Raw genomic sequence first — 22,487 nt, forward strand, 5'->3', positions numbered from 1 at the left:
TGACGATGACCTCAGTGGGTTCGCCAGTCGCCTGTGAGTGCCGGGCCCACTTGTTCGAGATACGACGCCGTCAGGGCCCGCATCGCGTCCAGGCCGAAGTCGGCGCCCGTGCTCCACCGGCGCTCGGTCACCCGCATCACCCCGCTGAAGACGGCCACCACGAGCCGTGGTCTGAGGTCCGCGTCCACATCGAGCCCCTCGCGCTCGGCGATCACCCGCGCGAGCGTCTCCTCGACCTCCATGGACCGCCGCAGATGGGCCGCGAGCAGCACGGGCGTCGACTCGACGACCTGGTACATCCGCAGGTAGAGCTCCACCGGTACGACGGACTCGATGGTGTCGTTGAGCGAGTCCCAGCCCTCCACGACCGCCTGCCGCAGGGCCTCCATCGGCGCCTCGTGCGGCGGCCGGTCGCGCACCGCCTCGACGAAGTGCGCCACCGCCAGCTCCACCACGGCGAGGGCGGCCTCCTCCTTGTTGGCGAAGTACCGGAAGAAGGTGCGCTGGGAGACATCGACGGCGCCGACGATGTCGTCCACGGTCGTTTGCTCGTACCCGCGCGTGGTGAACAGTTCGAGGGCGGCCCGCAGCAGGGCCTCACGAGTGCGCTGCTTCTTGCGTTCGCGCAGGTTTTCCATGCTGTGTCAGTTACCGACTTGTGAATTGCTTTGTCAATTGTCAGTGGCTGTCACTAGCCTCGGAGCATGACTAGTCAGACCACGCTCGACAAGACGGGGCCGGGGGACGACGCGACGTCCGCCCCGTCCGCGTCACCGGCCTCGGGGCTGCGCGGCCACCCCTGGTTCACGCTCATAACCGTGGCGGTCGGCGTCATGATGGTCGCCCTCGACGGCACCATCGTCGCCATCGCCAACCCGGCCATCCAGAAGGACCTCGGCGCCACCTTCGCGCAGGTCCAGTGGATCACCAACGGGTACTTCCTCGCACTCGCGGTCTCCCTGATCACCGCGGGCAAGCTCGGTGACCGCTTCGGCCACCGGCAGACCTTCCTGATCGGGGTCGTCGGCTTCGCCGCCGCGTCCGGTGCGATCGGGCTCTCCAGCAGCATCGCCGCGGTCGTTACCTTCCGCGTCCTCCAGGGCCTGTTCGGCGCGCTGCTGATGCCGGCCGCGCTGGGTCTGCTGCGCGCCACCTTCCCGGCCGAGAAGCTCAACATGGCCATCGGTATCTGGGGCATGGTCATCGGTGCCTCCACCGCGGGCGGCCCGATCCTCGGCGGTGTGCTCGTCGAGCACGTCAACTGGCAGTCGGTGTTCTTCATCAACGTCCCGGTCGGCATCCTCGCCCTCGTGCTCGGCGTGCTGATCCTGCTCGACCACCGGGCCGAGAACGCCCCGCGCTCCTTCGACCTGCTGGGCATCGGCCTGCTGTCGGGCGCGATGTTCTGCCTGGTCTGGGCCCTCATCAAGGCTCCGGCGTGGGGCTGGGGCGACGGCAAGACGTGGGCGTTCATCGCCGCGTCGGTGCTGGGCTTCGCGCTCTTCGCCTTCTGGGAGACCAAGGTCGGCGAGCCCCTGATCCCGCTGGGCCTCTTCCGCTCGGTCGCCCTGTCGGCGGGCGTGGTGCTGATGGTCCTGATGGCCATCGCCTTCATGGGCGGCCTGTTCTTCGTGACGTTCTACCTCCAGAACGTCCACGGCATGAGCCCGATCGACGCGGGCCTGCACCTCCTGCCGCTCACCGGCATGATGATCGTCGGCTCCCCGCTCGCGGGCGTGCTGATCACCAAGCTCGGCCCGCGCGTCCCGCTGGCCGGCGGCATGGCGGCCACCGCGATCGCGATGTACGGCATGTCGACCCTGGAGACCGACACCGGCAGCGGCGTGATGTCCCTCTGGTTCGGCCTGCTCGGCCTCGGCCTCGCCCCGGTCATGGTCGGCGCGACCGAGGTCATCGTCGGCAACGCGCCCATGGAGCTGTCCGGTGTGGCCGGTGGTCTCCAGCAGGCGGCGATGCAGATCGGCGGCAGCCTCGGCACCGCCGTGCTCGGTGCCGTGATGGCGTCCAAGGTCGACAGCGACCTGGCCGGCAACTGGAAGGCGGCGGGGCTGCCCGAACTCACCCCGGCCCAGCAGGCCCAGGCCTCCGAGGCGGTCCAGGTGGGCGTACCGCCGATCGCCAAGGGCACGCCGGAGGCGATCGCCGCGAAGATCACCGACGTCGCGCACGACACCTTCATCTCCGGCATGAGCCTGGCGTCGCTGGTCGCCGCCGGGGTGGCCGCCGTCGCGATCTTCGTCGCGCTGCTGACCAAGCGGGGCGCGAATGCGGAGGCGGGCGCGGGAGTAGGCCATATCTGAGGTCTTCTGACGTCATCTGACCGGAATCCAGGGCAACTTCCCTCATCAGAGTGAAGAGGCTAAAGATTCCTCGCCCTCGGCACGCACCGCACGTCACAGTAGGTGAAGCCCTCCGGTACGGCATGTTCCTCAGGCAAGTGCGGGACGGGTGACCGGCGTTGCGGCGCGCTGCCGGAGGGGGGTGGCGCGCCGCAAGTCCGGAGGAGGATTAGAAAGTCATCCATGGGTACCCGCCTCCTCGAACCCAACTTGCCTAGGGGTTCAGGGAGTTGTTGATGATGGCGGGCTTCGGACAAGGAACGCGCAGGCACCCCCGCTCACGTGGCCGGACGTGGTCACGGACCGGGCCGGACCGCGCGACGCTCGGAATCATCGGAGTCATCTGCGCGGTCGCGGGTTTCTTCGTGCTGGGGATCATCCTCGGCCCGGTCGCGATCGTCTGCGGATGGCTGGCCATGGGCCGCACCTGGTCGCGCTCGCGCCCGGTCACGGCCTTGGTCGCTTTCGTGTTGGGCGCCATAGACACGCTCCTGGCAGTCGTCTGGCTGGCGGGGGCGGCGTCCCCGGGGAACGGCATGTTCTAGCCGGGGGAGTGAGGGAGGGCCCCTGGCCTGGTGAGCCGGGGGCCCGCTCCGCGCGTGCCCAGCGGGACGCCTTCCGCTGCATGCCCCCTCAGGTGGTGACGGACCGGCGCGGTCGCCGGTAGCTGCGGGCAGTCGTGCCGCTGGGGCGGCACGGGTGGGCGCGGCGGTACCCCGCAAGCGCGGGTGAGTGCAACCCGCCCCAACGCAGGCTCACTTGTCGAGACGCACGCCCTGCAACTCCGCCACCTGCGCCCGCAGCGCCCGTACCTCTTCCGTCAGCGCCACGATCGCCTCCGTCTGGCGGCGTTCCTCCACGTCGTCCTTCTCGAAGCGGGCGATGAACCACGCGGCGATGTTCGCGGTGACGACACCGAGCAGGGCGATGCCGGACAGCATCAGGCCGACCGCGATCACACGGCCCAGGCCGGTGGTCGGGGCGTGGTCGCCGTACCCCACGGTCGTCATCGTCGTGAACGACCACCACACCGCGTCACCCAGCGTCCGGATGTTCCCGTTCGGCGAGTCCCGCTCCACCGAGAGGACAGCCAAGGAGCCGAACATCAGCAGCCCGACCACCGCCCCCGCGACATATGTCGTCAGCCGGATCTGCGAGGCCATCCGCGCCCTGCGCTGCACCAGCAGCAGCGTGGCGACGAGCCGCAGCAACCGCAGCGGCTGGAGCAGCGGCAGCACCACCGCCCCCAGGTCGAGCCAGTGCCGCCGTACGAACTCCCGCCGGTCCCGCGCGAGCGACAGCCGTACGACGTAGTCGACGGCGAACGCCGCCCACACCACCCACTCGACTCCCGTGCACAGGGCCGTCACCTCATGGCCGGCCGAGTCGTCGACGATCGGCACGGCATAGGCGACGGCGAACAGCACCGCGAGCGCCATCAGAGGCCGCTGGGTCAGGTGTTCCCAACGGTCCTGCGCCGAATGTTCCTTCATGACCGCATCGTAAAGAAGCAGTAAGAACGGTGGAGCCGTGAGGCCCCACCGCCCTTCAGCGCACAGGTGCGTTAACGCGCAACGGCAGCGCTACGCGTCGCCGCCCGCCGCGCCCGGGTCCGCCGCCGCGACGTCGAGGAGCTGGTAGCGGTCGATCGCCTGCTTCAGCGCCGACCGGTCGACCTTGCCCTCCCTCGCCAGCTCGGTCAGCACACCCAGCACGATCGACTGCGCGTCGATGTGGAAGAAGCGGCGGGCCGCGCCCCGCGTGTCCGCGAAGCCGAAACCGTCCGCGCCCAGCGACTGGTACGTGCCCGGCACCCAGCGCGCGATCTGGTCCGGCACCGCCCGCATCCAGTCGGACACGGCCACGAACGGCCCCTGCGCACCCGACAGCTTCTGCGTCACGTACGGCACCCGCTGCTCCTCCTCGGGGTGCAGCAGGTTGTGCCGCTCGACGTCGACCGCCTCGCGCCGCAGCTCGTTCCAGGAGGTCGCCGACCAGACGTCGGCGCGCACGTTCCACTCCTCGGCGAGGATCTGCTGCGCCTCGACCGCCCACGGCACCGCGACACCGGACGCCATGATCTGCGCCGGGATGGAGCCCGAAGTGCCCTCGCTGAAGCGGTGGATGCCCTTCAGGATGCCCTCGACGTCGACGTTCTCCGGCTCGGCCGGGTGCCGGATCGGCTCGTTGTAGACGGTGAGGTAGTAGAAGACGTCCTCGGCCTGCGGACCGTACATCCGGCGCAGACCGTCCTGCACGATGTGCGCGATCTCGAACCCGTACGCCGGGTCGTACGCGACACAGCCCGGGTTGGTGGAGGCGAGCAGCTGCGAGTGGCCGTCCGCGTGCTGGAGACCCTCACCGGTCAGCGTCGTACGTCCCGCGGTCGCGCCCAGCACGAAACCGCGCGCCAACTGGTCGGCCATCTGCCAGAACTGGTCGCCGGTGCGCTGGAAACCGAACATCGAGTAGAAGACGTAGACCGGGATGAGCGGCTCGCCGTGCGTGGCGTACGCCGAACCCGCCGCGATCAGCGAGGCCGTGCAGCCCGCCTCCGAGATGCCGTCGTGCAGCATCTGACCGGTCGGCGACTCCTTGTAGGCCAGGAGCAGATCGCGGTCCACCGACTCGTACTGCTGACCGAGCGGGTTGTAGATCTTCGCACTCGGGAAGAACGAGTCCATGCCGAAGGTGCGGTACTCGTCCGGCGCGATCAGCACGAACCGTTTGCCGAGTTCCTTGTCCCGCATGACGTCCTTGAGCAGTCGTACAAACGCCATGGTGGTGGCGATGGACTGCTGACCGGACCCCTTCTTCACGGTCGCGTACGTCTTGTCGTCCGGCAGTGCGAGCGGCTTGGCGCGCACCACGCGCGTGGGGACGTAACCGCCGAGGCTCTTGCGGCGGTCGTGCATGTACTGGATCTCTTCCGAGTTCCGGCCCGGGTGGTAGTACGGCGGGGCGCCGGACTCCAGCTCCTGGTCGGTGATCGGGATGTGCAGCCGGTCGCGGAAGCCCTTGAGGTCGTCGACCGTCAGCTTCTTCATCTGGTGGGTCGCGTTGCGGCCCTCGAAGTTCGGGCCCAGCGTCCAGCCCTTGACCGTCTTGGCGAGGATCACCGTCGGCTGGCCCTTGTGCGCCTTGGCCGCCGAGAACGCCGCGAAGATCTTCTTGTGGTCGTGACCACCACGCCCCAGGTGCAGGATCTGGTCGTCGCTCATGTTCTCGACCATCGCCCGCAGCCGGTGGTCGTCACCGAAGAAGTGGTCGCGGATGTACGCGCCGGACTCGGTCGCGTACGTCTGGTACTGGCCGTCCGGCGTGGTGTTCATCCGGTTGACCAGCACCCCGTCGCGGTCCTGGGCCAGCAGCGGGTCCCAGGAGCGGTCCCAGACCAGCTTGACGACGTTCCAGCCGGCGCCGCGGAAGACCGACTCCAGCTCCTGGATGACCTTGCCGTTGCCGCGCACCGGGCCGTCCAGGCGCTGGAGGTTGCAGTTGACGACGAAGGTCAGGTTGTCGAGGCCCTCACGGGCGGCGATGGTCAGCTGGCCGAGCGACTCCGGCTCGTCCATCTCGCCGTCGCCGAGGAACGCCCACACATGCGACTTAGAGGTGTCGGCGATCCCGCGCGCGTGCATGTAGCGGTTCATCCGCGCCTGGTAGATCGCGCCGATCGGGCCGAGGCCCATCGACACGGTCGGGAACTCCCAGAAGTCCGGCATGAGCCGCGGGTGCGGGTAGCTGGAGAGGCCGTACGGCGCCTTCGACTTCTCCTGGCGGAACGCGTCGAGGTTCTGCTCGCTGAGCCGGTCGAGGAGGAACGCGCGGGCGTAGATGCCCGGGGAGGCGTGGCCCTGGAAGAAGACCTGGTCGCCGCCGTCGCCCTCGTCCTTGCCGCGGAAGAAGTGGTTGAAGCCCACGTCGTACAGCGAGGCCGAGGAGGCGAAGGTGGCGATGTGGCCGCCGACCCCGATGCCGGGCCGCTGGGCGCGGGAGACCATGACCGCGGCGTTCCAGCGGGTGGCGTTCAGGACCTTCCGCTCGATCTCCTCGTTGCCAGGGAAGAACGGCTCGTCCTTGGTGGCGATCGTGTTGACATAGTCCGTGCTGCGCATCTCGGGCACGGCCACGCGCTTCTCGCGGGCCCGCTCGATCAGCCGCAGCATCAGATAGCGGGCCCGCTCCCGGCCGCGCTCGTCGACGGCGGCGTCGAGGGAGTCGAGCCACTCCTGGGTTTCCTCGGGATCGAAGTCAGGAACCTGACTCGGAAGGCCGCCAATGATGATCGGGTTGCGATCGGATCCGGAAGCCACGCTGTTCCTTACCTGTCAGAGGGCCGTATTTCTGTACGTCTGCACCGCCCCCCATCGTGTACCTCGGGGCGCGAAACGTCATCTCTACCGCGAGGTAACGAAACTGCTGCGACTGCACTCTCGAGTGTCCTCCTGGTTCACAACCACACAAAGGGGGCAGAAAGGTGTGGTGTAGGTCACTTATGGGCGGAATGGCGTGCCTGGAGTTGCGGTGACACGGCCAGGAACGTCACCGTTTCGGCGGTCTGAACGGCCGGGTACTTGCGCGATCCGTCCCGCCCGTGTGGACTACGGCCAATGCTTCGCGCACGCGCGTGGCTGAGTCATTCCCTAAGACATGATCAGGAGGCAACCCGTGAGCGCGACCGCGGACCACGCGGAGGAGCGGACGAACCCTGCCGCAAGGCTGGGGTTCCAGCCCGAGCAGGTGGTCCAGGAGATCGGCTACGACGACGACGTCGACCAGGAGCTCCGCGAGGCCATTGAGGAAGTCATCGGCGGTGAGCTGATGGACGAGGAGTACGACGACGTCGCAGACGCCGTGGTGCTGTGGTTCCGCGATGACGACGGCGACCTCACCGACGTACTGGTGGACGCCACCACGTACATCGAGGAGGGCGGCTCGATCCTGCTGCTGACGCCGAAGACCGGCCGTGACGGCTACGTCGAGCCCAGCGACATCTCCGAAGCCGCGACGACGGCGGGGCTCTCGGCCTCCAAGAGCGTCAGCGTCGGCAAGGACTGGAGCGGCAGCCGTCTGGTGACGCCGAAGGGCGCCAAGTCGAAGCGGTGACCTCCATCCGCTAGCCCCGGACGGGCTGAGCCGCGCGTCGTGCTCAGCCCGTCCGTCAGTCTGTCGTGATCACTGCGTAGGGTGGGTGTCACCCGAACAGTCCCATCCGAAAGGGATTCACGACGATGGCCATCCAGGTCGGCGAAAAGGCCCCCGACTTCGAGCTCAAGGACAACCACGGCAGGTCCGTGAAGCTGTCGGACTTCCGTGGCGGCAAGAACGTCGTCCTGCTCTTCTACCCCTTCGCCTTCACCGGGGTGTGCACCGGCGAGCTCTGCGAGCTGCGCGACAACCTGCCGCAGTTCTCCGACCGCGACACCCAGCTCCTCGCCGTCTCCAACGACTCCATCCACACCCTGCGCGTCTTCGCCGAGCAGGAGGGCCTCGAATACCCGCTGCTGAGCGACTTCTGGCCGCACGGCGAGGTCTCCCGCGCCTACGGCGTCTTCGCCGAGGACAAGGGCTGCGCGGTGCGCGGCACCTTCGTCATCGACAAGGAGGGCGTGGTCCGCTGGACCGTCGTCAACGCGCTGCCCGACGCCCGTGACCTGAACGAGTACGTGAAGGCCCTCGACGCCATCTGAGTCGGGACACCCTGTGATTGTTGGGTCCCAAGCCCTGCGTAGGGCGGGAACCCGTCACTAGGATCGACTCGTTGATCCGGTATCAAACGCATGGCGGGGCTCCCCGCCCCTGGACACCAATGGAGGACTCGTGGGAGTCAGCCTCAGCAAGGGCGGCAACGTATCGCTGACCAAGGAGGCCCCCGGCCTGACCGCGGTCATCATCGGTCTGGGCTGGGACGTCCGCACCACGACCGGTACCGACTTCGACCTGGACGCCAGCGCACTGCTGCTGAACAACTCCGGCAAGGTCAGCAGCGACGCCAACTTCGTCTTCTTCAACAACCTCAAGAGCCCCGACGGCTCGGTCGAGCACACCGGCGACAACATCACCGGTGAGGGCGAGGGCGACGACGAGCAGATCAAGGTCAACCTCGCGGCCGTCCCGGCCGACATCGAGAAGATCGTGTTCCCGGTCTCGATCTACGACGCCGAGAACCGCCAGCAGTCCTTCGGCCAGGTCCGCAACGCGTTCATCCGCGTCGTGAACCAGGCGGGCGAGGCCGAGATCGCCCGCTACGACCTCTCCGAGGACGCCTCCACCGAGACCGCCATGGTCTTCGGCGAGCTGTACCGGCACGGCGCGGAGTGGAAGTTCCGCGCCATCGGCCAGGGCTACGCCTCGGGCCTGCGCGGCATCGCGCAGGACTTCGGCGTCAACGTCTGAGACACGTCACAAGGTCTCATCGTCCGGCGCCGCACGGTTTACGTGCGGCGCCGGACGCGCAGGACCACCAGAGAAACAGCAGCACACGGGGAGGGACCACATCATGGGCGTCACGCTCGCCAAGGGGGGCAACGTCTCCCTGTCCAAGGCCGCACCCAACCTCACTCAGGTGATGATCGGGCTCGGCTGGGACGCACGCTCCACCACCGGAGCCGACTTCGACCTCGACGCCAGCGCGCTGATCTGCGCCGGCGGACGGGTCATGGGCGACGAGTGGTTCATCTTCTACAACCAGCTCAAGAGCCCCGACGGCTCGGTGGAGCACACCGGCGACAACCTCACCGGTGAGGGCGAGGGCGACGACGAGTCGATCCTGATCGACCTCTCCAAGGTGCCGGCCCAGTGCGACAAGATCGTCTTCCCGGTCTCGATCCACGACGCGGACAACCGCGGCCAGACCTTCGGCCAGGTCAGCAACGCGTTCATCCGCGTGGTGAACCAGGCCGACGGCCAGGAACTCGCCCGCTACGACCTCTCCGAAGACGCCTCCACCGAGACCGCGATGATCTTCGGCGAGGTCTACCGCTACGGCGGCGAGTGGAAGTTCCGCGCGGTCGGACAGGGGTACGCGTCCGGACTCAGGGGCATCGCCCTGGACTTCGGGGTCCACGTCTCCTGACCCGCCGGGACAAGGTCTCATAACGCGTTATGAGCAAAAGCCGGTCCCTGGTGGGCGGCGAAGGGCTCGGGACTAGACTTCGGCTTCAAAGTCTTCGTAAAGCCGAGTACGGCGCGGGGGAGACCCGTACACAAGGATTGGGTAGCCAGTGGTTCTGAAAACCTTCGGCTGGTCGTTCGCGATCACCGCGCTCGGCCTCGTCGCAGCGGTCTTCTACGGGGGGTGGGAGGCCTTCGGCATCGTCGCGATCCTCTCCATCCTGGAGATCTCGCTGTCCTTCGACAACGCGGTGGTCAACGCCGGGATCCTGAAGAAGATGAGTGCCTTCTGGCAGAAGATCTTCCTCACCGTCGGTGTGCTCATCGCCGTGTTCGGCATGCGACTGGTGTTCCCGGTCGTCATCGTCGCGGTCAGCGCCAAGATGGGGCCGATCGAGGCCGTCGACCTCGCCCTGAACAACAAGGACCACTACCAGGAACTCGTCACCGACGCCCACCCGGCGATCGCCGCGTTCGGTGGCATGTTCCTGCTGATGATCTTCCTCGACTTCATCTTCGAGGACCGCGACATCCAGTGGCTGCGCTGGATCGAGCGCCCGCTCGCCAAGCTCGGCAAGGTCGACATGCTGTCGGTCTGCATCGCGCTGATCGTCCTGCTCATCACCGCCTTCACCTTCGCCACCCACGCCCACCAGCACGGCGGCGCCCACGTCGACAAGGCACAGACCGTCCTGATCTCCGGCATCGCCGGTCTGATCACGTACATGGTCGTCGGCGGACTCTCCGGCTACTTCGAGGACAAACTCGAAGAAGAGGAAGAACGCGAGCACGAGGAGGAGGAAGAGGCCGCCCGCACGGGCAAGAAGAAGCCCGCCGTCGTCCTGGCCGGCCAGGCCGCGTTCTTCATGTTCCTCTACCTGGAAGTCCTCGACGCGTCGTTCTCCTTCGACGGCGTCATCGGCGCCTTCGCCATCACCAACGACATCGTCCTGATGGCCCTCGGTCTGGGCATCGGCGCCATGTACGTCCGGTCGCTGACGGTCTACCTGGTCCGCCAGGGCACCCTCGACGACTACGTCTACCTGGAGCACGGCGCGCACTACGCGATCGGCGCCCTCGCCGTGATCCTGATGGTCACCATCCAGTACGAGATCAACGAGGTCATCACCGGCCTCGTCGGCGTCATCCTCATCGCCTGGTCCTTCTGGTCCTCCGTCCGCCGCAACAAGGCACTCGCCGCGGCCGAGGGCGGAACCGGCTCGGACGAGAAGACTGAGGTCTCGTCCGGGGTGTGACACCCCTCGACGTGAGGGAACGCTCTGAGCGGGGCGGCATCGAGGCGACTCCTCGACGCCGCCCCGCCGGTCTTTGTCAATGCAGATGGACGCGGTCAGTGAGGTGGGGGCGGCAATGGGCTTCTTGGACGGACTCCGGCCCGGACGGGCGGCCGAGTTCGACTCGGGCAGCGCGGCGAGCAACGCGATAGAGCTGACCAAACGGCACGACCGGGTCTCCCTGACCAAGCAGGGCGCGGAGCACGGGCATCTGCGCATCAACCTCGCCTGGCGGATGCGGACCTCCGACATCGGCGGCTCCCAGCGGGAGTCACTGCTGCGCCATCCCTTCAAGGCGCTCAAGCCGCCGGAGGTCATGGGCCACAGCCAGAGCATGGTCAACGTCGACCTCGACCTGGGGTGCCTGTACGAGCTGACGGACGGCTCCAAGGGCGTCGTACAACCCCTCGGCGGACTCTTCGGGGACGTCAACTCACCGCCGTACGTCAAGCTCAGCGGCGACGACCGGTTCGGGTCGGCGTCCGGCGAGACGATCTACGTCAACCTCGACCACCGGGAGTCCATCAAGCGGATCCTGGTGTTCGTCTACATCTACGACCAGACGCCGGCGTTCGACCGCACGCACGCGAGCGTGACGCTGTATCCGAGCAACGGGCCGCGGATCGAGATAGGCCTCGACGAACGGCATCCTCAGGCCCGGTCGTGCGCGGTGGTGATGATCGAGAACGTGAAGGGAGAGATCATCGTCCGGCGCGAGGTGAAGTTCGTGTACGGGTTCCAGGCGGAGCTGGACCGGTTGTACGGGTGGGGACTTCAGTGGGGGCGGGGATATAAGACCAAGGCGGAGCGGTGAGGGTCGCCCAGGAACTCGGGGGTCCTGTTGTTCGACGGGTGCGGACCGGTTGTGGTTGCTCGCGCCCGCGCGGCGGTAGCCGCAAATTCAATACAGCCCCGCGCCCCTTAGGGCGTTTCCCCTAGCGGCCGATGAATTGGGGGCCCTGCGGAGGGAGCCGGAAATCCGGGTCCAAGGTTGCCGCTGCCGGCACCGGAGCCTGGGGGTAGCCGTACGATGGCTGGCTCGTCGGCTGGGGGTAGCCGTACGCCGGCTGGGTCGGCGGCGGGGACTGGGGGTAGCCGTAGGCCGGCTGCTGGGGGACCGTGGTCGGCTGTTCCGGGGGCAGGGGCTGAGAAGTCTCCGGGCTCGGCGCCGGATCCTCCATGACCTCCGAGTCGTCCACCGAGATGCCGAAATCGCTGGCCAGGCCCTTCAGTCCGTCCGAGTAGCCCTCGCCCAGGGCGCGGAACTTCCAGCCGTCGCCGCGGCGGTACAGCTCCCCGCAGATCATCGCCGTCTCGCGGCCGGTCTCCGGCTTGATGTCGAAGTAGGCCAGCGGTTCGCCCTCGGTGACCGCGGCGTCGTACAGCACGATGCTCAGTGCGCGTACGCGGTCGAACGTGACGCCGTCCGCCGATGCGACCAGCAGAATCCGACCGACGCCGGACTCGACACCGGAGAGATCTGTCTGGATCGTGTCGGTGAGGCCCTCGGCGACCCGCTTCTTGCCGAGCCGCCACACCTTCCCGGAAGGGTGCCGGGGCTGGTTGTAGAAGACGAAGTCCTCGTCGGAACGTACGCGACCGTCGGGGCCGAGGAGCAGCGCCGAGGCGTCGACGTCCGGGACCCCCTGCCCGGGCGTCCAGCGCACCACGGCGCGCACCGTGGTGACGTCCAGCGGGACGTTCGACCCCTTCAGCATGGCGTGCGTCATGCGGTCATCCTGCCTTCTCGGTCCTGCTCACGACAACGCGGGGTGGGTGGCTCGAGATGGGTACTCGGCACGGGTGCTCGACAATGGTGTCCCTGCCGATGTCCCCACGGGCGTTACCTGAAATTCATGCCCGACGGGAACCTCTGACATGGCTCGGTACGTACTATTACCGGCCACCTGTTCTCAAAATCCACAGGCTTACCTTGCGCCACGGGGGAGTTTTATGCGTCATTTCGGGCACATCGCCCCTGAGGTGCGACAGCGTCTCTTCCATCGCGAGTCCTGCGCGTTCGACGCGGACTCGCCGGCCCGGCTGCTCTCCGCGGCCCTGGGCGCCACGCTCTACAGTCCGGCCACCCGGCCCCGGCTGGCCGACGACATCGTCAAGCAGACCGGCCGCGGCGTGGTCTCGATGGTGCTGTGCCTGGAGGACTCCATCGGTGACGAGGACGTCGCCGCCGGTGAGGAGAACCTGGTCAGGCAGTTCGCCGACCTCGCCTCCCGCGAGGACCTCGAACCGCCCCTGCTCTTCATCCGGGTGCGCACGCCCGAGCAGATCCCCGACCTCGTCCAGCGCCTCGGTGAGACCGTGCGGCTGCTGTCCGGCTTCGTGTTCCCCAAGTTCACCGAGGAACGCGGCATCCCCTTCCTGGAGGCCCTCGCCCTCGCCGAGCACGCGAGCGGCCGCCGCCTCTTCGGCATGCCCGTCCTGGAGACGCCCGAGCTGATGTACCGCGAGTCCCGGGTCGACGCCCTGGAGGGCATCGCCCGCGCCGTCGACAAGTACCGCGACCGCGTCCTCGCCCTGCGCCTCGGCGTCACCGACTTCTGCTCCTCGTACGGCCTGCGCAGAGCCCCCGACATGACGGCCTACGACGTCCAGATCGTCGCCTCGGTCATCGCCGACGTCGTCAACATGCTGGGCCGGGCCGACGGCACCGGCTTCACCGTGACCGGCCCCGTGTGGGAGTACTTCCGCGTACCCGAACGCATGTTCAAGCCGCAGTTGCGGAACAGCCCCTTCCTGGAGGGGCAGGCGGTGGAACTGCGCGAGAAACTGATAGAGCACGCCATGGACGGGCTGCTGCGAGAGATCTCCCTCGACCACGCCAACGGCCTGCTGGGCAAGACCTGCATCCACCCCTCCCACGTGCCGGCGGTCCATGCGCTGTCCGTCGTCAGCCACGAGGAGTACAGCGACGCGGCCGACATCCTGCGGCCCGAGCGAGGCGGCGGAGGCGTCCTGCGCTCGCAGTACACGAACAAGATGAACGAGGTGAAGCCGCACCGCGCCTGGGCCGAGCGGACCATGCTGCGCGCGGAGGTCTTCGGCGTCGCGAACGAGGACGTCAGCTTCGTCGACCTGCTCGCCGCCGGCATACCCGGCTGAACCCACCTCCACCCAAGGGACGCATGAACAACGCAGTGAACAGCAAGGTGCCGGACACCATCTGGTCCGGCACCTGGGTCGCCGAGCGCCTCGGGGTCGCACTCGTGGGCGACGAGAGCCTGACCGACCTCCTCGGTCTGGCCCTGCGCCGCAACCCCAAGCGGGCCCACCTCCTCGTCTCCAACGTGCTCGGCAAGCACGTACCGCAGTCACCGACGGTGGTGTACGGCCATGGCTTCGCCCTCGGCCGCCGAGTCCGCGACCTGCTCGGCGAGGAGGCGGCCACCGCGGTCGTCCTCGGCTACGCGGAGACCGCGACGGGCCTCGGCCACTCCGTCGCCGACGGCCTCGGCACCGCCCCCTACCTCCACTCCACCCGCCGCCCGGTGGCGGGCGTCGCCCAGGCAGGCGGCTTCGAGGAGTCCCACTCCCACGCGACCTCCCACCTGCTGCTCCCGGAGGACGCCGGCCTGCTGTCCGGCGACGGCCCCCTGGTCCTGGTCGACGACGAGTTCTCGACGGGCAACACGGTCCTGAACACGATCAGGGACCTGCATGAGCGCTACCCGCGGGGCCGGTATGTGGTCGTGGCTCTGGTCGACATGAGGTCGGAGGCGGACGCCGGCCGACTGGAGGAGTTCGCGCGCGAGATAGACGCGAGGGTGGACCTGGTGGCGGCGGCGTCGGGGAACGTACGACTGCCGGAGGGGGTGCTGGAGAAGGGGCAGGCGTTGGTCGCGCGGTACGAGGCGGAGACTGCGTCTGCGGGCTCGTCGTGGCCGGTCGCGCAGTTCCCCGCGCCCCTAGACGGCGACGCTGGTGCCGCGAGCCTTGAAGCCGACGGCCGGTCCAGCACCCCAGGGGCGCGGGGAACTGCGCGCCAAGCCCCCACCGGCCCGCAGTCAACACTTGACCGCGTCGACCTCCACTGGCCCCACGCCCTCCCCGACGGCGGACGCCACGGCTTCACCCCGTCCCACCGCGCCCGCCTCGAGTCCGCCCTCCCCGAGATGACCGCCCGCCTCGCAGAGGCCATCCCGGCCGACGCCCGCCGCATACACATCCTCGGCTTCGAAGAGCTGATGTACGCCCCCCTGCGCCTCGCCCGCGAACTGGAGCAGGTCGCGGAAGGCGCCGAGGTCACCTACTCCACCACCACCCGCTCACCCGTCCTCGCCGTCGACGACCCCGGCTACGCGATACGCAGCCGCATAGTCTTCCCGGCCCACGACACCCCCGCCGACGGCCCCGGCGACCGCTACGCGTACAACATCGCCGGCGCCGGTTTCGACGTGGTCGTCGCCGTGGTCGACTCCACCGCCGACACCCCCGAACTGCACGCCGCCGACGGCCTGTTGGCGCAGCTGGCCGAAACCGCCCCGCACATACTGCTCGCGGTCGTCCCGTCGTACGTCCCCGAAAGGCCCCCCATGCTCCCCGAGCCCCTCCGCGGCCCAGCCTTCTCCTCGTACGCCCCCGACGAGGTCGGCTGGCTGCTCCAGGATCTCTCGGACGTGACGCTGGAGGCGCCGACCGAGGAGCGCGAGGAGGCCATCCAGAGCGGCGGCGCGCACTACGCGGAGTCGCTGCCGGTGGAGTACCAGCCCAGCGAGCAGTACCAGCAGCTGTTCCACACGGCCCTGGACGCGTCCGTCGCCCGCCTCGCGCAGGCCGTGGGCGCCGTGACCGAGATCGTCCTCGAAGAGCGCTCACCCCGGCCCGTCCTCGTCTCGCTCGCCCGCGCCGGTACCCCCGTCGGTGTGCTGATGCGCCGCTGGGCCCAGTTCCGGCACGGCCTCGACCTGCCCCACTACGCCGTCTCGATCGTCCGCGGCCGCGGCATCGACGCCAACGCGCTGCGCTGGCTCGCCGCCCACCACGACCCGGCCGACGTCGTCTTCGTCGACGGCTGGACCGGCAAGGGCGCCATCACCCGCGAACTGGCCGAGGCCGTCAAGGAGTTCGAGGCAGCGGGCGGCGCCACCGGCTTCGACCCGGAGATCGCGGTCCTCGCCGACCCGGGCTCGTGCGTGAAGACGTACGGCACCCGCGAGGACTTCCTCATCCCCTCCGCCTGCCTCAACTCCACCGTCTCCGGCCTGATCTCCCGCACCGTCCTGCGCGCCGACCTCGTCGGTCCGAACGACTTCCACGGCGCGAAGTTCTACCGCGAACTCGCCGGCGCGGACGTGTCGGTGGACTTCCTGGACGCCGTCTCCGCCACCTTCCCCGAGGTCGCCGACACGGTGGACCAGCAGGTCAAGGAGCTGCTCTCCGGCGACCGCGAGCCCACCTGGGAGGGCTGGGCGGCCGTCGAACGCATCAGCGAGGAGTACGGCATCCACGACGTGAACCTCGTCAAGCCCGGCGTCGGCGAGACCACCCGGGTACTGCTGCGCCGCGTGCCCTGGAAGATCCTCGCGAAGGCCGGCGCGGGCGCCGACCTGGACCACGTACGGCTGTTGGCCGAGCAGAGAGGCGTACCGGTGGAAGAGGTGGCCGAACTCCCCTACACCTGCGTGGGGTTGATCCACCCCAAGTACACGCGGGGCGCTACCGGCGCCGACGGCAAGGCGGTGGCGGTCTGATGCCGGTGTTGGTGGCGAGCGACCTCGACCGTACCCTCATCTACTCCTCGGCGGCCCTCGCGCTGACCATGCCGGACCCACGGGCGCCACGGCTGCTCTGCGTCGAGGTCCACGAGAGCAGACCCCTGTCCTACATGACCGAGACGGCCGCCGGACTGCTGGCCGACCTCGGTGACGCGGCGGTGTTCGTGCCGACGACCACCCGGACCCGTAAGCAGTACCAGCGCATCAACCTGCCGGGCCCGGCGCCCACATACGCCATCTGCGCCAACGGCGGACACCTGCTGGTGGACGGCGTCACCGACGCCGACTGGCACGCCCGCGTCCAGGCACGGCTCGCCGACGAGTGCGCGCCGCTGGACGAGGTGCGCGAGCATCTGCTGCGCACCGCCGACCCCGTGTGGGTGCGCAAGCACCGGGTCGCCGAGGACCTCTTCGCCTACCTCGTCGTCGAGCGCGAGCTGCTGCCCGAGGACTGGGTCAAGGAACTCGCGGTCTGGGCGGAGAACCGCGGCTGGACGGTCTCCCTCCAGGGCCGCAAGATCTACGCCGTCCCGAAGCCGCTCACCAAGAGCGCGGCGATGAGGGAGGTGGCCCGCCGGACGGGCGCCGAGCTGACGCTGGCGGCGGGTGACTCGCTCTTGGACGCGGACCTGCTGCTGGCCGCGGACAGGGGTTGGCGGCCCGGGCACGGCGAGCTGGCGGACGAGGGTTTTACTGCACCGACGATCACGGCACTGCCGGAGAGGGGCGTGCTGGCAGGGGAGCGAATCCTCAGGGAATTCCTGAAGGCAACGAGGACTCCAACGCCCTAGGGGCGCGGGGCTGTGTCGATATGCGGCTCCGCCGCGTGGGCGCGACCAGCCCCCACGCACCCGCACCTGACCACTAGCTACAGCACCCTCCACCGCAGCAGCCGCCGCCCCCTCCTCCCTGGGGCGCCGGCGCTGCGGCACCGCGCGCCGTACCCCCCACAGCCACCGTCGACAACAACTTCACCGTGTCCTCATGCCCCACAGGGCACGTCGCGGGCGCCGAGGACTCAGCCATCGGCCGGCTCAACTCAAACGTGTCGCCGCAGCTCCGGCAGCGGTACTCATAACGAGGCATGCGCACAGGCTAACCGTCAGTGCGGCCCAGCCCCCCGCTCGTCCCGGATCTGCCCCACCACCCGAGCCACCGACTGCCGCACCGCCTCCGTCTCCGTGAGGAAATGCCAGTAGTCCGGATGCCGCCCCTCCAGCGTGCCGATCGCCCGCTCCAGACGGGCCACCGACTCGTCCAGCGGACGCGCGTGCCGGGGATCGGGCGTGTTCCGCCCCGACATGGCCAGCCGCTGCGCGTCCCGGATCGCGAACCGCGTCCGGTCGATCTCCTGCTGCGGATCCTTCTGCACGGCGTTCAGCCGGCGCAGCCGGTCACCGGCGGCCGACACGGACTCGTCGGTGGAGTTCAGCAGCGCCCGCACGGTGGACAGCAACGCCGTCGCGTCCGGCCACCGCTGCGCGTCCCGCGCGGCGCGCGCCTCGGTGAGCTTCAGCTCGGCCTGCCGTACGTTCTCCACGGCCTGGTCGGGAACCTGCTGGAGGTCCTGCCAGCAGGCCGCCACGAAACGCCGCCGCAGCTCGCTGAGGACCGGCTCGACCTGACCGGCACGGGTGGTCAGCGCCTGCGCGCGCGTGCGCAGCGAGACCAGCCGGTGGTCGATCTCCGCGGCCTTCTCCGGCAGCCGCTCGGCCTCCACCCGGACCGCCTCGGCCGCACGGGCGACGCGCTCGGCGCGCTCCAGGGTCTGCGGGACGCCATGCGCCCCGGCGCCCTGGTTCAGCTTCGTCAGCTCGGGGCCGAGGGCGGCGAGACGGGCGGCGAGGTCGTCGGCCGTCAGCCCCGACTGCCGTACCGCGTCCAGCGCGTTGGACGCCGCCAGCAGCCCCTGCCGGGCCCGCTCCACGGCCGGAGCGAGTCGGGCCAGCTGCGTCTCGGCCTTGCCCAGCAGCGGCCCGAGGCCGTCCGCGAACCGGTCGAGGTCCTGCTTGACCCGGCCCAGCTCGTCCTTGGCGGCGGTCAGCTCGGTGCGCGCGCGGGCCGCGACCGAGGCCTCCAGGTCGTCCCGGTCGAGGTCGTGCGCGTCGACCGCGTTGATGTACTGGCTGCTGGCCTCGTCGATGCGCCGGCCCAGCGCCTCGAAGTCGGAGACGGCCCGCCGGGCGGCGGGGGAGTCGTCGACGGCCGTGATGGTCTCTATCGAGATCCGCAGGTCGCGCTGGGCGGTGTCGAGCTCGTAGAACGCGGCCGCGGCGGCGTCCTTCGCGGCCTGTGCCTCGGCCCGCTGGCTCTCGGCCCGGCCGCCGAACCAGCGCCGGGTGCCGCCGCCGGCGAACGCGGCGGGCAGGGCGAGGGCGGCGACGAGCGGCAGGGCGAGAAGGGTGAGGGTGTCGCGCAGCGCGTGAGGCGCGCGTGGCACCGACGGCGAGTGCGGCTGTGCCGGCGAGTGCGGCTGCGCTGGTGTCGCCGTCACATCCCTCTCCCGTGCTGTCATCCGTCCGGCCCGGTGCCATTCTCCCACCGGTTAAGGACGAACACACGGGCCCGTTAGTTCGCGGTCCTGACGGTGACTTTGCCGTCACCGGTGTGCGCGGATATGACGTGCGAGCTGGACTCGTCGCGCGGGACGGAGACATCCACCCCGCCGTCGCCGGTCTGCGTCGTGACGCGATAGGCCGCCTCGGGCAGCTCGACGGTGACGGACCCGTCCCCGCTCCGGGACTCCACCAGGTCCGGTACGGCGCCCAGTTCGAGATGCACGGATCCGTCCCCGGTCCGGGTCTGCACCCTGCGGGAGGTGACCTCCGCGCGCACGGACCCGTCCCCGGTCTTCAGGTCGAGCGGGCCGCTGGAGTCGGTGACATGGACGGACCCGTCACCGGTACTGATGCTCAGCGCGGCCTCGAACCCCTTGGCCCGCACGCTCCCGTCCCCGTCCTCCACCTTCACGGCGACCCCCCGCGGCACCTCGATCCGGTGCTTGGCCGCGCAGTCGGCGACCACGCCGGTGCAGTGCATCCGCAGCTTCAGCCGGTCGTCCTTCATGGACCAGGTCACCTCGGGGTCCTTGCCCAGCGCGACGGTCCCCTGGAACCACCGCGTGACCTCGACCGTCCCCGCCTTGGCGTCGTCGACGACGACTATCTCCAGCGCGGAGTCGTCGGAGTCGACGGTGAGGGTGTCCCCGTGCAGCGCGAAGGCCCGCTGGTCTGGATCCTTGTCATCCCCGGCGGAAGCCCCGCACGCACTGACGACCCCGACAAGCGCGACGGCCCCGACGGCGAGAACCACGCGGGCGGTGACGGAACGAGCCATGAGAATCTCCCCCTGAACGGACCGATGAGGCCCCGCGCCGAACCCAACGCCGAGCCACTTCGACCGTACGGACCGGACACTCCCCGTCGTATCCGGGAACCTCCCGGATACACCCGGGGGAAAACCCCCGGAAGAACCCTGACGCGGCCCGGCGGCAGCCCTGACGTCCGGTTCCTGGGATACGGGTTTGCGGGACAGGGCCCCGGGCGATGTAGGCTGTCGACTCGTCCTGGGCGCATCGGCTCGGGGTGCGGGTGCGTAGCTCAGGGGTAGAGCGCCTGCCTTACAAGCAGGATGTCGGCGGTTCGAAACCGTCCGCGCCCACCGGTTTTGACGTAGAGACCCCGGCCTGTCGTGGCCGGGGTCTTCTTCGTTGTGTCAGGCCGGGCGGTCCTGTGCGTGCTTCAGGTTCGTGCGGGCGTCGACCCGGTCTCCCGTCGCGACCTCCGCCCAGAAGCGGTGGCCGCTGATGAAGACGGCGAGTTCGTGTTCGCGTTGGCGGAGCTTTTCCACCTCGGCCTGTTCGTCGGGGGTCCAGCCGGGGGAGGCGGGGCGTTCCACCTTGCGCCAGCCGGCGGTGTCGCTGAAGCCGTCCAGGGGCTCGACCGACCAGGGCAGCCGTTTGAGCAGGGCCGAGAGCTCGGCCCTGACCTGATGCAGCTCCTCCTGACCGGCGAGGAGGTCACTCGGAAAGTCATAGGTCGTAGCCACGGCGCAATGCTACGCCTGTTCGATTTAGGGGTGCGAGTTTCTTGGGGTGGTTCATGCGAACGGGTTGTGGGGGGCCTCCCCTCCGCCTGTGGGAGGGTGGGGCGGGTGATGCGTTCCGTTCGGCTGGCCTACTGGGACAGTCCCTTCGTCAACTTCCGGGACTTCGCCTTCTCCGAACCCGGCGGGCATGGGTATAGGTGGGTGCAGGTCAAGCGTTTCCGGCTGCCGGCCGAGCCGCCCGGTGACCAGGAGCTGCTCGCCGGGCTGATCGCGCACCCCGAGTTCCGGGATCTCTACGACGGCTCCGGCATCTGGCAGGAGCTGCGGCACGGGCGGTGGTGGGCGGACCGGATCGGGCCGGAGGCGTATGTGCCGGTCGACGCGGAGGTCGCGGTCGGTGTCGTCCGGGAGTGGGCCGGTGGGCTCGGGCCGGTGCCCGACGCCCTCGACGAGCGGCTTGACGAGGTGGTCTACGAGCCCGTCCGGCGGGCCACCGGCCGGTACGTCCTCGGAGAGCTCCCCGAGGACGCCCGGCACGACTACGTACCCGTCCACATCGAGTTCCACGAACTAGTCCTCGTCGACCGGACCCTCGGCGTTCTCTCCCTCGTGGTCGCGGCCGACGACTGATCGCGGCGCCGCCCAGGGCCTGTCCAGCGGATCATGCCGCAGACGCGGGGGCTGGCCCGCGCATCCCCCGCTCACCGGCACCACATGAAGCACCGCGGCTTTCCTGCGACCTGATCCGCCGGACAGGCCCTAGGTCGTGTCCGCAAAGTCCCGCCTGCCGGGAGCCGCCATGCACGCCCTCTCGCCGCACCGGGCACAAACCCACGTACAAACCAGTACGCGGGTTCGTGCCCGGCACGCCGAGAGCACGCACCTGACGCCGCCCGGCCCGCCCTCCGGGCGGACGACGGGACTTTGCGGACACGACCTAGTGACCGGCGGCCCGTACCTCCCGTACCAGGCGTGCCGTCACCGGCGCCGGTACCCCGGAGCGTTCCGCAGCGCGGAGCAACGCCCCGCCGATCGCGTCGAGTTCGAGGGGGCGACCCGCCTCGGCGTCGCGCTGCATGGAGGACTTGGTCTGCGGGGGGAACGCGTCGTAGCGGGAGAGGGCGGCGGCCGGGTCAGCCGGGCCGCCCGCCGCTCGGCTGATCGCGGCCGTCTCCTCGACCAGGGCGGTCAGCTCGTCGCGGTGGGTCGTGCGCACCTCGCCCAGCGGCACTCCGTACCGCGTGGTGAGCAGGGCCAGCGGGGCGAGGAAGGACATCTTCGCCCACAGCGCCGCCGTCTCGTCCGGCAGGACGCGGGTCGTCGGGCCCGCGGCGCCGAGCGTGTCGGCCAGCGACGACAGGCGTTCCCTCGCCACCCCGTCCCCCGTCAGGTCGATCTCGGCGAACGGGCTGCCGTGCTCGATCTCGCCCGGCGCCACCCGTGTCGACTCCACCCGGATCACCGCCGGGGCCACCAGATCGGCGCGGTAGCGGGCGCGCAACGCCTGCGGGTGCTCCACGCCGTTGAGGAACGGGACGAGGAGCGCGTCGCCCAGTGCCTGCGGCGGGACGCGGTCCAGGGCCGTGTCCAGCGTCGTGTGCTTGACGGTGACCAGGCAGACGTCCACCGGTGTGCGCAGCGCGGTGTCCGCCTCGACCTCGGCCGTGAAGTCGCCGAACACTCCGCTGCGGACCCGGATTCCGGTCGTGCGCAGGGTCTGGGCCGTATCCTCGCCGGCCAGGCAGATCACCCGGTGCCCGGCCCGGGCCAGCAGCCCGGCGAGCAGGCCGCCGATGCCGCCGGGGCCGAGCACCGCCACGGTGAGCCGGTCGCTGTCGTGGCGCTGGTCGTCGTACGTCATGACATGAAGTCCCTTCTCCGGTCGGCCCCTTGGACGGTGGCCGCCTCGGAAGGATCATCGCAGAGGGGGTGGGGCG

The 22,487-nt window shown here is 69.5% G+C and carries 21 protein-coding genes and 1 tRNA gene; 13 read left to right on the forward strand and 9 right to left on the reverse strand.

What is annotated here, in order from left to right; all coding sequences use genetic code 11:
• Positions 1 to 11: 11 nt before the first annotated feature.
• Positions 12 to 638 (reverse strand): TetR family transcriptional regulator, encoded by a 627-nt coding sequence (locus tag OG885_RS31245; RefSeq protein WP_405737608.1) that lies wholly within the window; start codon positions 636 to 638, stop codon positions 12 to 14.
• A gap of 66 nt (positions 639 to 704) precedes the next feature.
• Between OG885_RS31245 and OG885_RS31250 the strand changes: the two genes are divergently transcribed.
• Positions 705 to 2,321, forward strand: coding sequence for an MFS transporter (locus OG885_RS31250; protein ID WP_405737609.1), 1,617 nt, complete (start codon positions 705 to 707; stop codon positions 2,319 to 2,321).
• Between the two features lie 275 nt (positions 2,322 to 2,596).
• Positions 2,597 to 2,905, forward strand: coding sequence for a small hydrophobic protein (locus tag OG885_RS31255; RefSeq protein ID WP_329339668.1), 309 nt, complete (start codon positions 2,597 to 2,599; stop codon positions 2,903 to 2,905).
• 210 nt (positions 2,906 to 3,115) lie between these two features.
• Here OG885_RS31255 and OG885_RS31260 read toward each other — a convergent pair whose 3' ends face one another.
• Both OG885_RS31260 and aceE read right to left on the reverse strand, forming a co-directional pair.
• Positions 3,116 to 3,853: a potassium channel family protein gene (locus OG885_RS31260; RefSeq protein ID WP_405737610.1), complete on the reverse strand. Its 738-nt coding sequence runs from the start codon at positions 3,851 to 3,853 to the stop codon at positions 3,116 to 3,118.
• 90 nt (positions 3,854 to 3,943) lie between these two features.
• Positions 3,944 to 6,676 carry a pyruvate dehydrogenase (acetyl-transferring), homodimeric type gene (gene aceE / locus OG885_RS31265; RefSeq protein ID WP_405737611.1) on the reverse strand — a complete coding sequence of 911 codons (2,733 nt, stop codon included), beginning with the start codon at positions 6,674 to 6,676 and terminating at the stop codon, positions 3,944 to 3,946.
• Positions 6,677 to 7,031: 355 nt separating this feature from the next.
• Between aceE and OG885_RS31270 the strand changes: the two genes are divergently transcribed.
• From OG885_RS31270 to OG885_RS31295, 6 genes are all read left to right on the forward strand, one after another.
• Complete coding sequence (locus OG885_RS31270) at positions 7,032 to 7,469, forward strand: DUF3052 domain-containing protein (protein ID WP_181387409.1); 438 nt, start codon at positions 7,032 to 7,034, stop codon at positions 7,467 to 7,469.
• Positions 7,470 to 7,594: 125 nt separating this feature from the next.
• On the forward strand, positions 7,595 to 8,053 hold the full coding sequence (locus OG885_RS31275) for a peroxiredoxin (protein WP_405737612.1): 459 nt from the start codon (positions 7,595 to 7,597) through the stop codon (positions 8,051 to 8,053).
• A gap of 130 nt (positions 8,054 to 8,183) precedes the next feature.
• The gene (locus tag OG885_RS31280; RefSeq protein ID WP_329339676.1) at positions 8,184 to 8,759 is read left to right on the forward strand and encodes a calcium homeostasis/redox stress adaptation protein; all 576 of its coding nucleotides are present in this window, start codon (positions 8,184 to 8,186) and stop codon (positions 8,757 to 8,759) included.
• 103 nt (positions 8,760 to 8,862) lie between these two features.
• On the forward strand, positions 8,863 to 9,438 hold the full coding sequence (locus OG885_RS31285; RefSeq protein WP_399955641.1) for a TerD family protein: 576 nt from the start codon (positions 8,863 to 8,865) through the stop codon (positions 9,436 to 9,438).
• 148 nt (positions 9,439 to 9,586) lie between these two features.
• Positions 9,587 to 10,732, forward strand: a complete 1,146-nt coding sequence (locus OG885_RS31290; RefSeq protein WP_405737613.1) for a DUF475 domain-containing protein — start codon at positions 9,587 to 9,589, stop codon at positions 10,730 to 10,732.
• A gap of 115 nt (positions 10,733 to 10,847) precedes the next feature.
• Positions 10,848 to 11,585, forward strand: a complete 738-nt coding sequence (locus OG885_RS31295) for a Tellurium resistance (RefSeq protein WP_405737614.1) — start codon at positions 10,848 to 10,850, stop codon at positions 11,583 to 11,585.
• 121 nt (positions 11,586 to 11,706) lie between these two features.
• Here OG885_RS31295 and OG885_RS31300 read toward each other — a convergent pair whose 3' ends face one another.
• Positions 11,707 to 12,501, reverse strand: coding sequence for a TerD family protein (locus OG885_RS31300; protein WP_405737615.1), 795 nt, complete (start codon positions 12,499 to 12,501; stop codon positions 11,707 to 11,709).
• Positions 12,502 to 12,724: 223 nt separating this feature from the next.
• On the opposite strand from OG885_RS31300, the gene OG885_RS31305 reads away from it, so the two are divergent.
• From OG885_RS31305 to OG885_RS31315, 3 genes are read left to right on the forward strand one after another with little or no spacing between them, the layout of a single operon-like run.
• Positions 12,725 to 13,891: an HpcH/HpaI aldolase/citrate lyase family protein gene (locus tag OG885_RS31305; protein WP_405737616.1), complete on the forward strand. Its 1,167-nt coding sequence runs from the start codon at positions 12,725 to 12,727 to the stop codon at positions 13,889 to 13,891.
• 23 nt (positions 13,892 to 13,914) lie between these two features.
• Positions 13,915 to 16,479, forward strand: coding sequence for a phosphoribosyltransferase (locus OG885_RS31310; RefSeq protein WP_405737617.1), 2,565 nt, complete (start codon positions 13,915 to 13,917; stop codon positions 16,477 to 16,479).
• Positions 16,479 to 17,294, forward strand: a complete 816-nt coding sequence (locus OG885_RS31315) for an HAD family hydrolase (RefSeq protein WP_405737618.1) — start codon at positions 16,479 to 16,481, stop codon at positions 17,292 to 17,294. The genes OG885_RS31310 and OG885_RS31315 overlap by 1 nt, the downstream gene beginning before the upstream one ends.
• A 73-nt stretch (positions 17,295 to 17,367) precedes the next feature.
• Here the strand turns inward: OG885_RS31315 and OG885_RS31320 are convergent, their stop codons facing one another.
• The 3 genes from OG885_RS31320 to OG885_RS31330 form a co-directional block, all read right to left on the reverse strand.
• Positions 17,368 to 17,589: a zinc ribbon domain-containing protein gene (locus tag OG885_RS31320; protein WP_405737619.1), complete on the reverse strand. Its 222-nt coding sequence runs from the start codon at positions 17,587 to 17,589 to the stop codon at positions 17,368 to 17,370.
• A gap of 16 nt (positions 17,590 to 17,605) precedes the next feature.
• Entirely contained in the window at positions 17,606 to 18,997 is a 1,392-nt protein-coding gene (locus tag OG885_RS31325; protein ID WP_405737620.1) for a hypothetical protein, read from the reverse strand.
• A 74-nt stretch (positions 18,998 to 19,071) separates the two neighbouring features.
• Positions 19,072 to 19,839 carry a DUF4097 family beta strand repeat-containing protein gene (locus OG885_RS31330; RefSeq protein ID WP_405737621.1) on the reverse strand — a complete coding sequence of 256 codons (768 nt, stop codon included), beginning with the start codon at positions 19,837 to 19,839 and terminating at the stop codon, positions 19,072 to 19,074.
• A gap of 252 nt (positions 19,840 to 20,091) precedes the next feature.
• On the opposite strand from OG885_RS31330, the gene OG885_RS31335 reads away from it, so the two are divergent.
• Positions 20,092 to 20,163, forward strand: a tRNA-Val gene (locus tag OG885_RS31335).
• A gap of 54 nt (positions 20,164 to 20,217) precedes the next feature.
• Here OG885_RS31335 and OG885_RS31340 read toward each other — a convergent pair.
• The gene (locus tag OG885_RS31340; RefSeq protein WP_405737622.1) at positions 20,218 to 20,550 is read right to left on the reverse strand and encodes a hypothetical protein; all 333 of its coding nucleotides are present in this window, start codon (positions 20,548 to 20,550) and stop codon (positions 20,218 to 20,220) included.
• Positions 20,551 to 20,658: 108 nt separating this feature from the next.
• Here OG885_RS31340 and OG885_RS31345 point away from each other — a divergent pair, with 108 nt between their 5' ends.
• The gene (locus OG885_RS31345) at positions 20,659 to 21,180 is read left to right on the forward strand and encodes a hypothetical protein (protein ID WP_405737623.1); all 522 of its coding nucleotides are present in this window, start codon (positions 20,659 to 20,661) and stop codon (positions 21,178 to 21,180) included.
• A gap of 307 nt (positions 21,181 to 21,487) precedes the next feature.
• Here the strand turns inward: OG885_RS31345 and OG885_RS31350 are convergent, their stop codons facing one another.
• A complete protein-coding gene (locus OG885_RS31350; RefSeq protein ID WP_405737624.1) occupies positions 21,488 to 22,411 on the reverse strand; it encodes a ketopantoate reductase family protein in 924 nt (307 codons plus the stop codon).
• Between the last annotated feature and the right edge of the window lie 76 nt (positions 22,412 to 22,487).

It is taken from the genome of Streptomyces sp. NBC_00028 (assembly GCF_045041065.1).
Classification (GTDB): Bacteria; Actinomycetota; Actinomycetes; order Streptomycetales; family Streptomycetaceae; genus Streptomyces.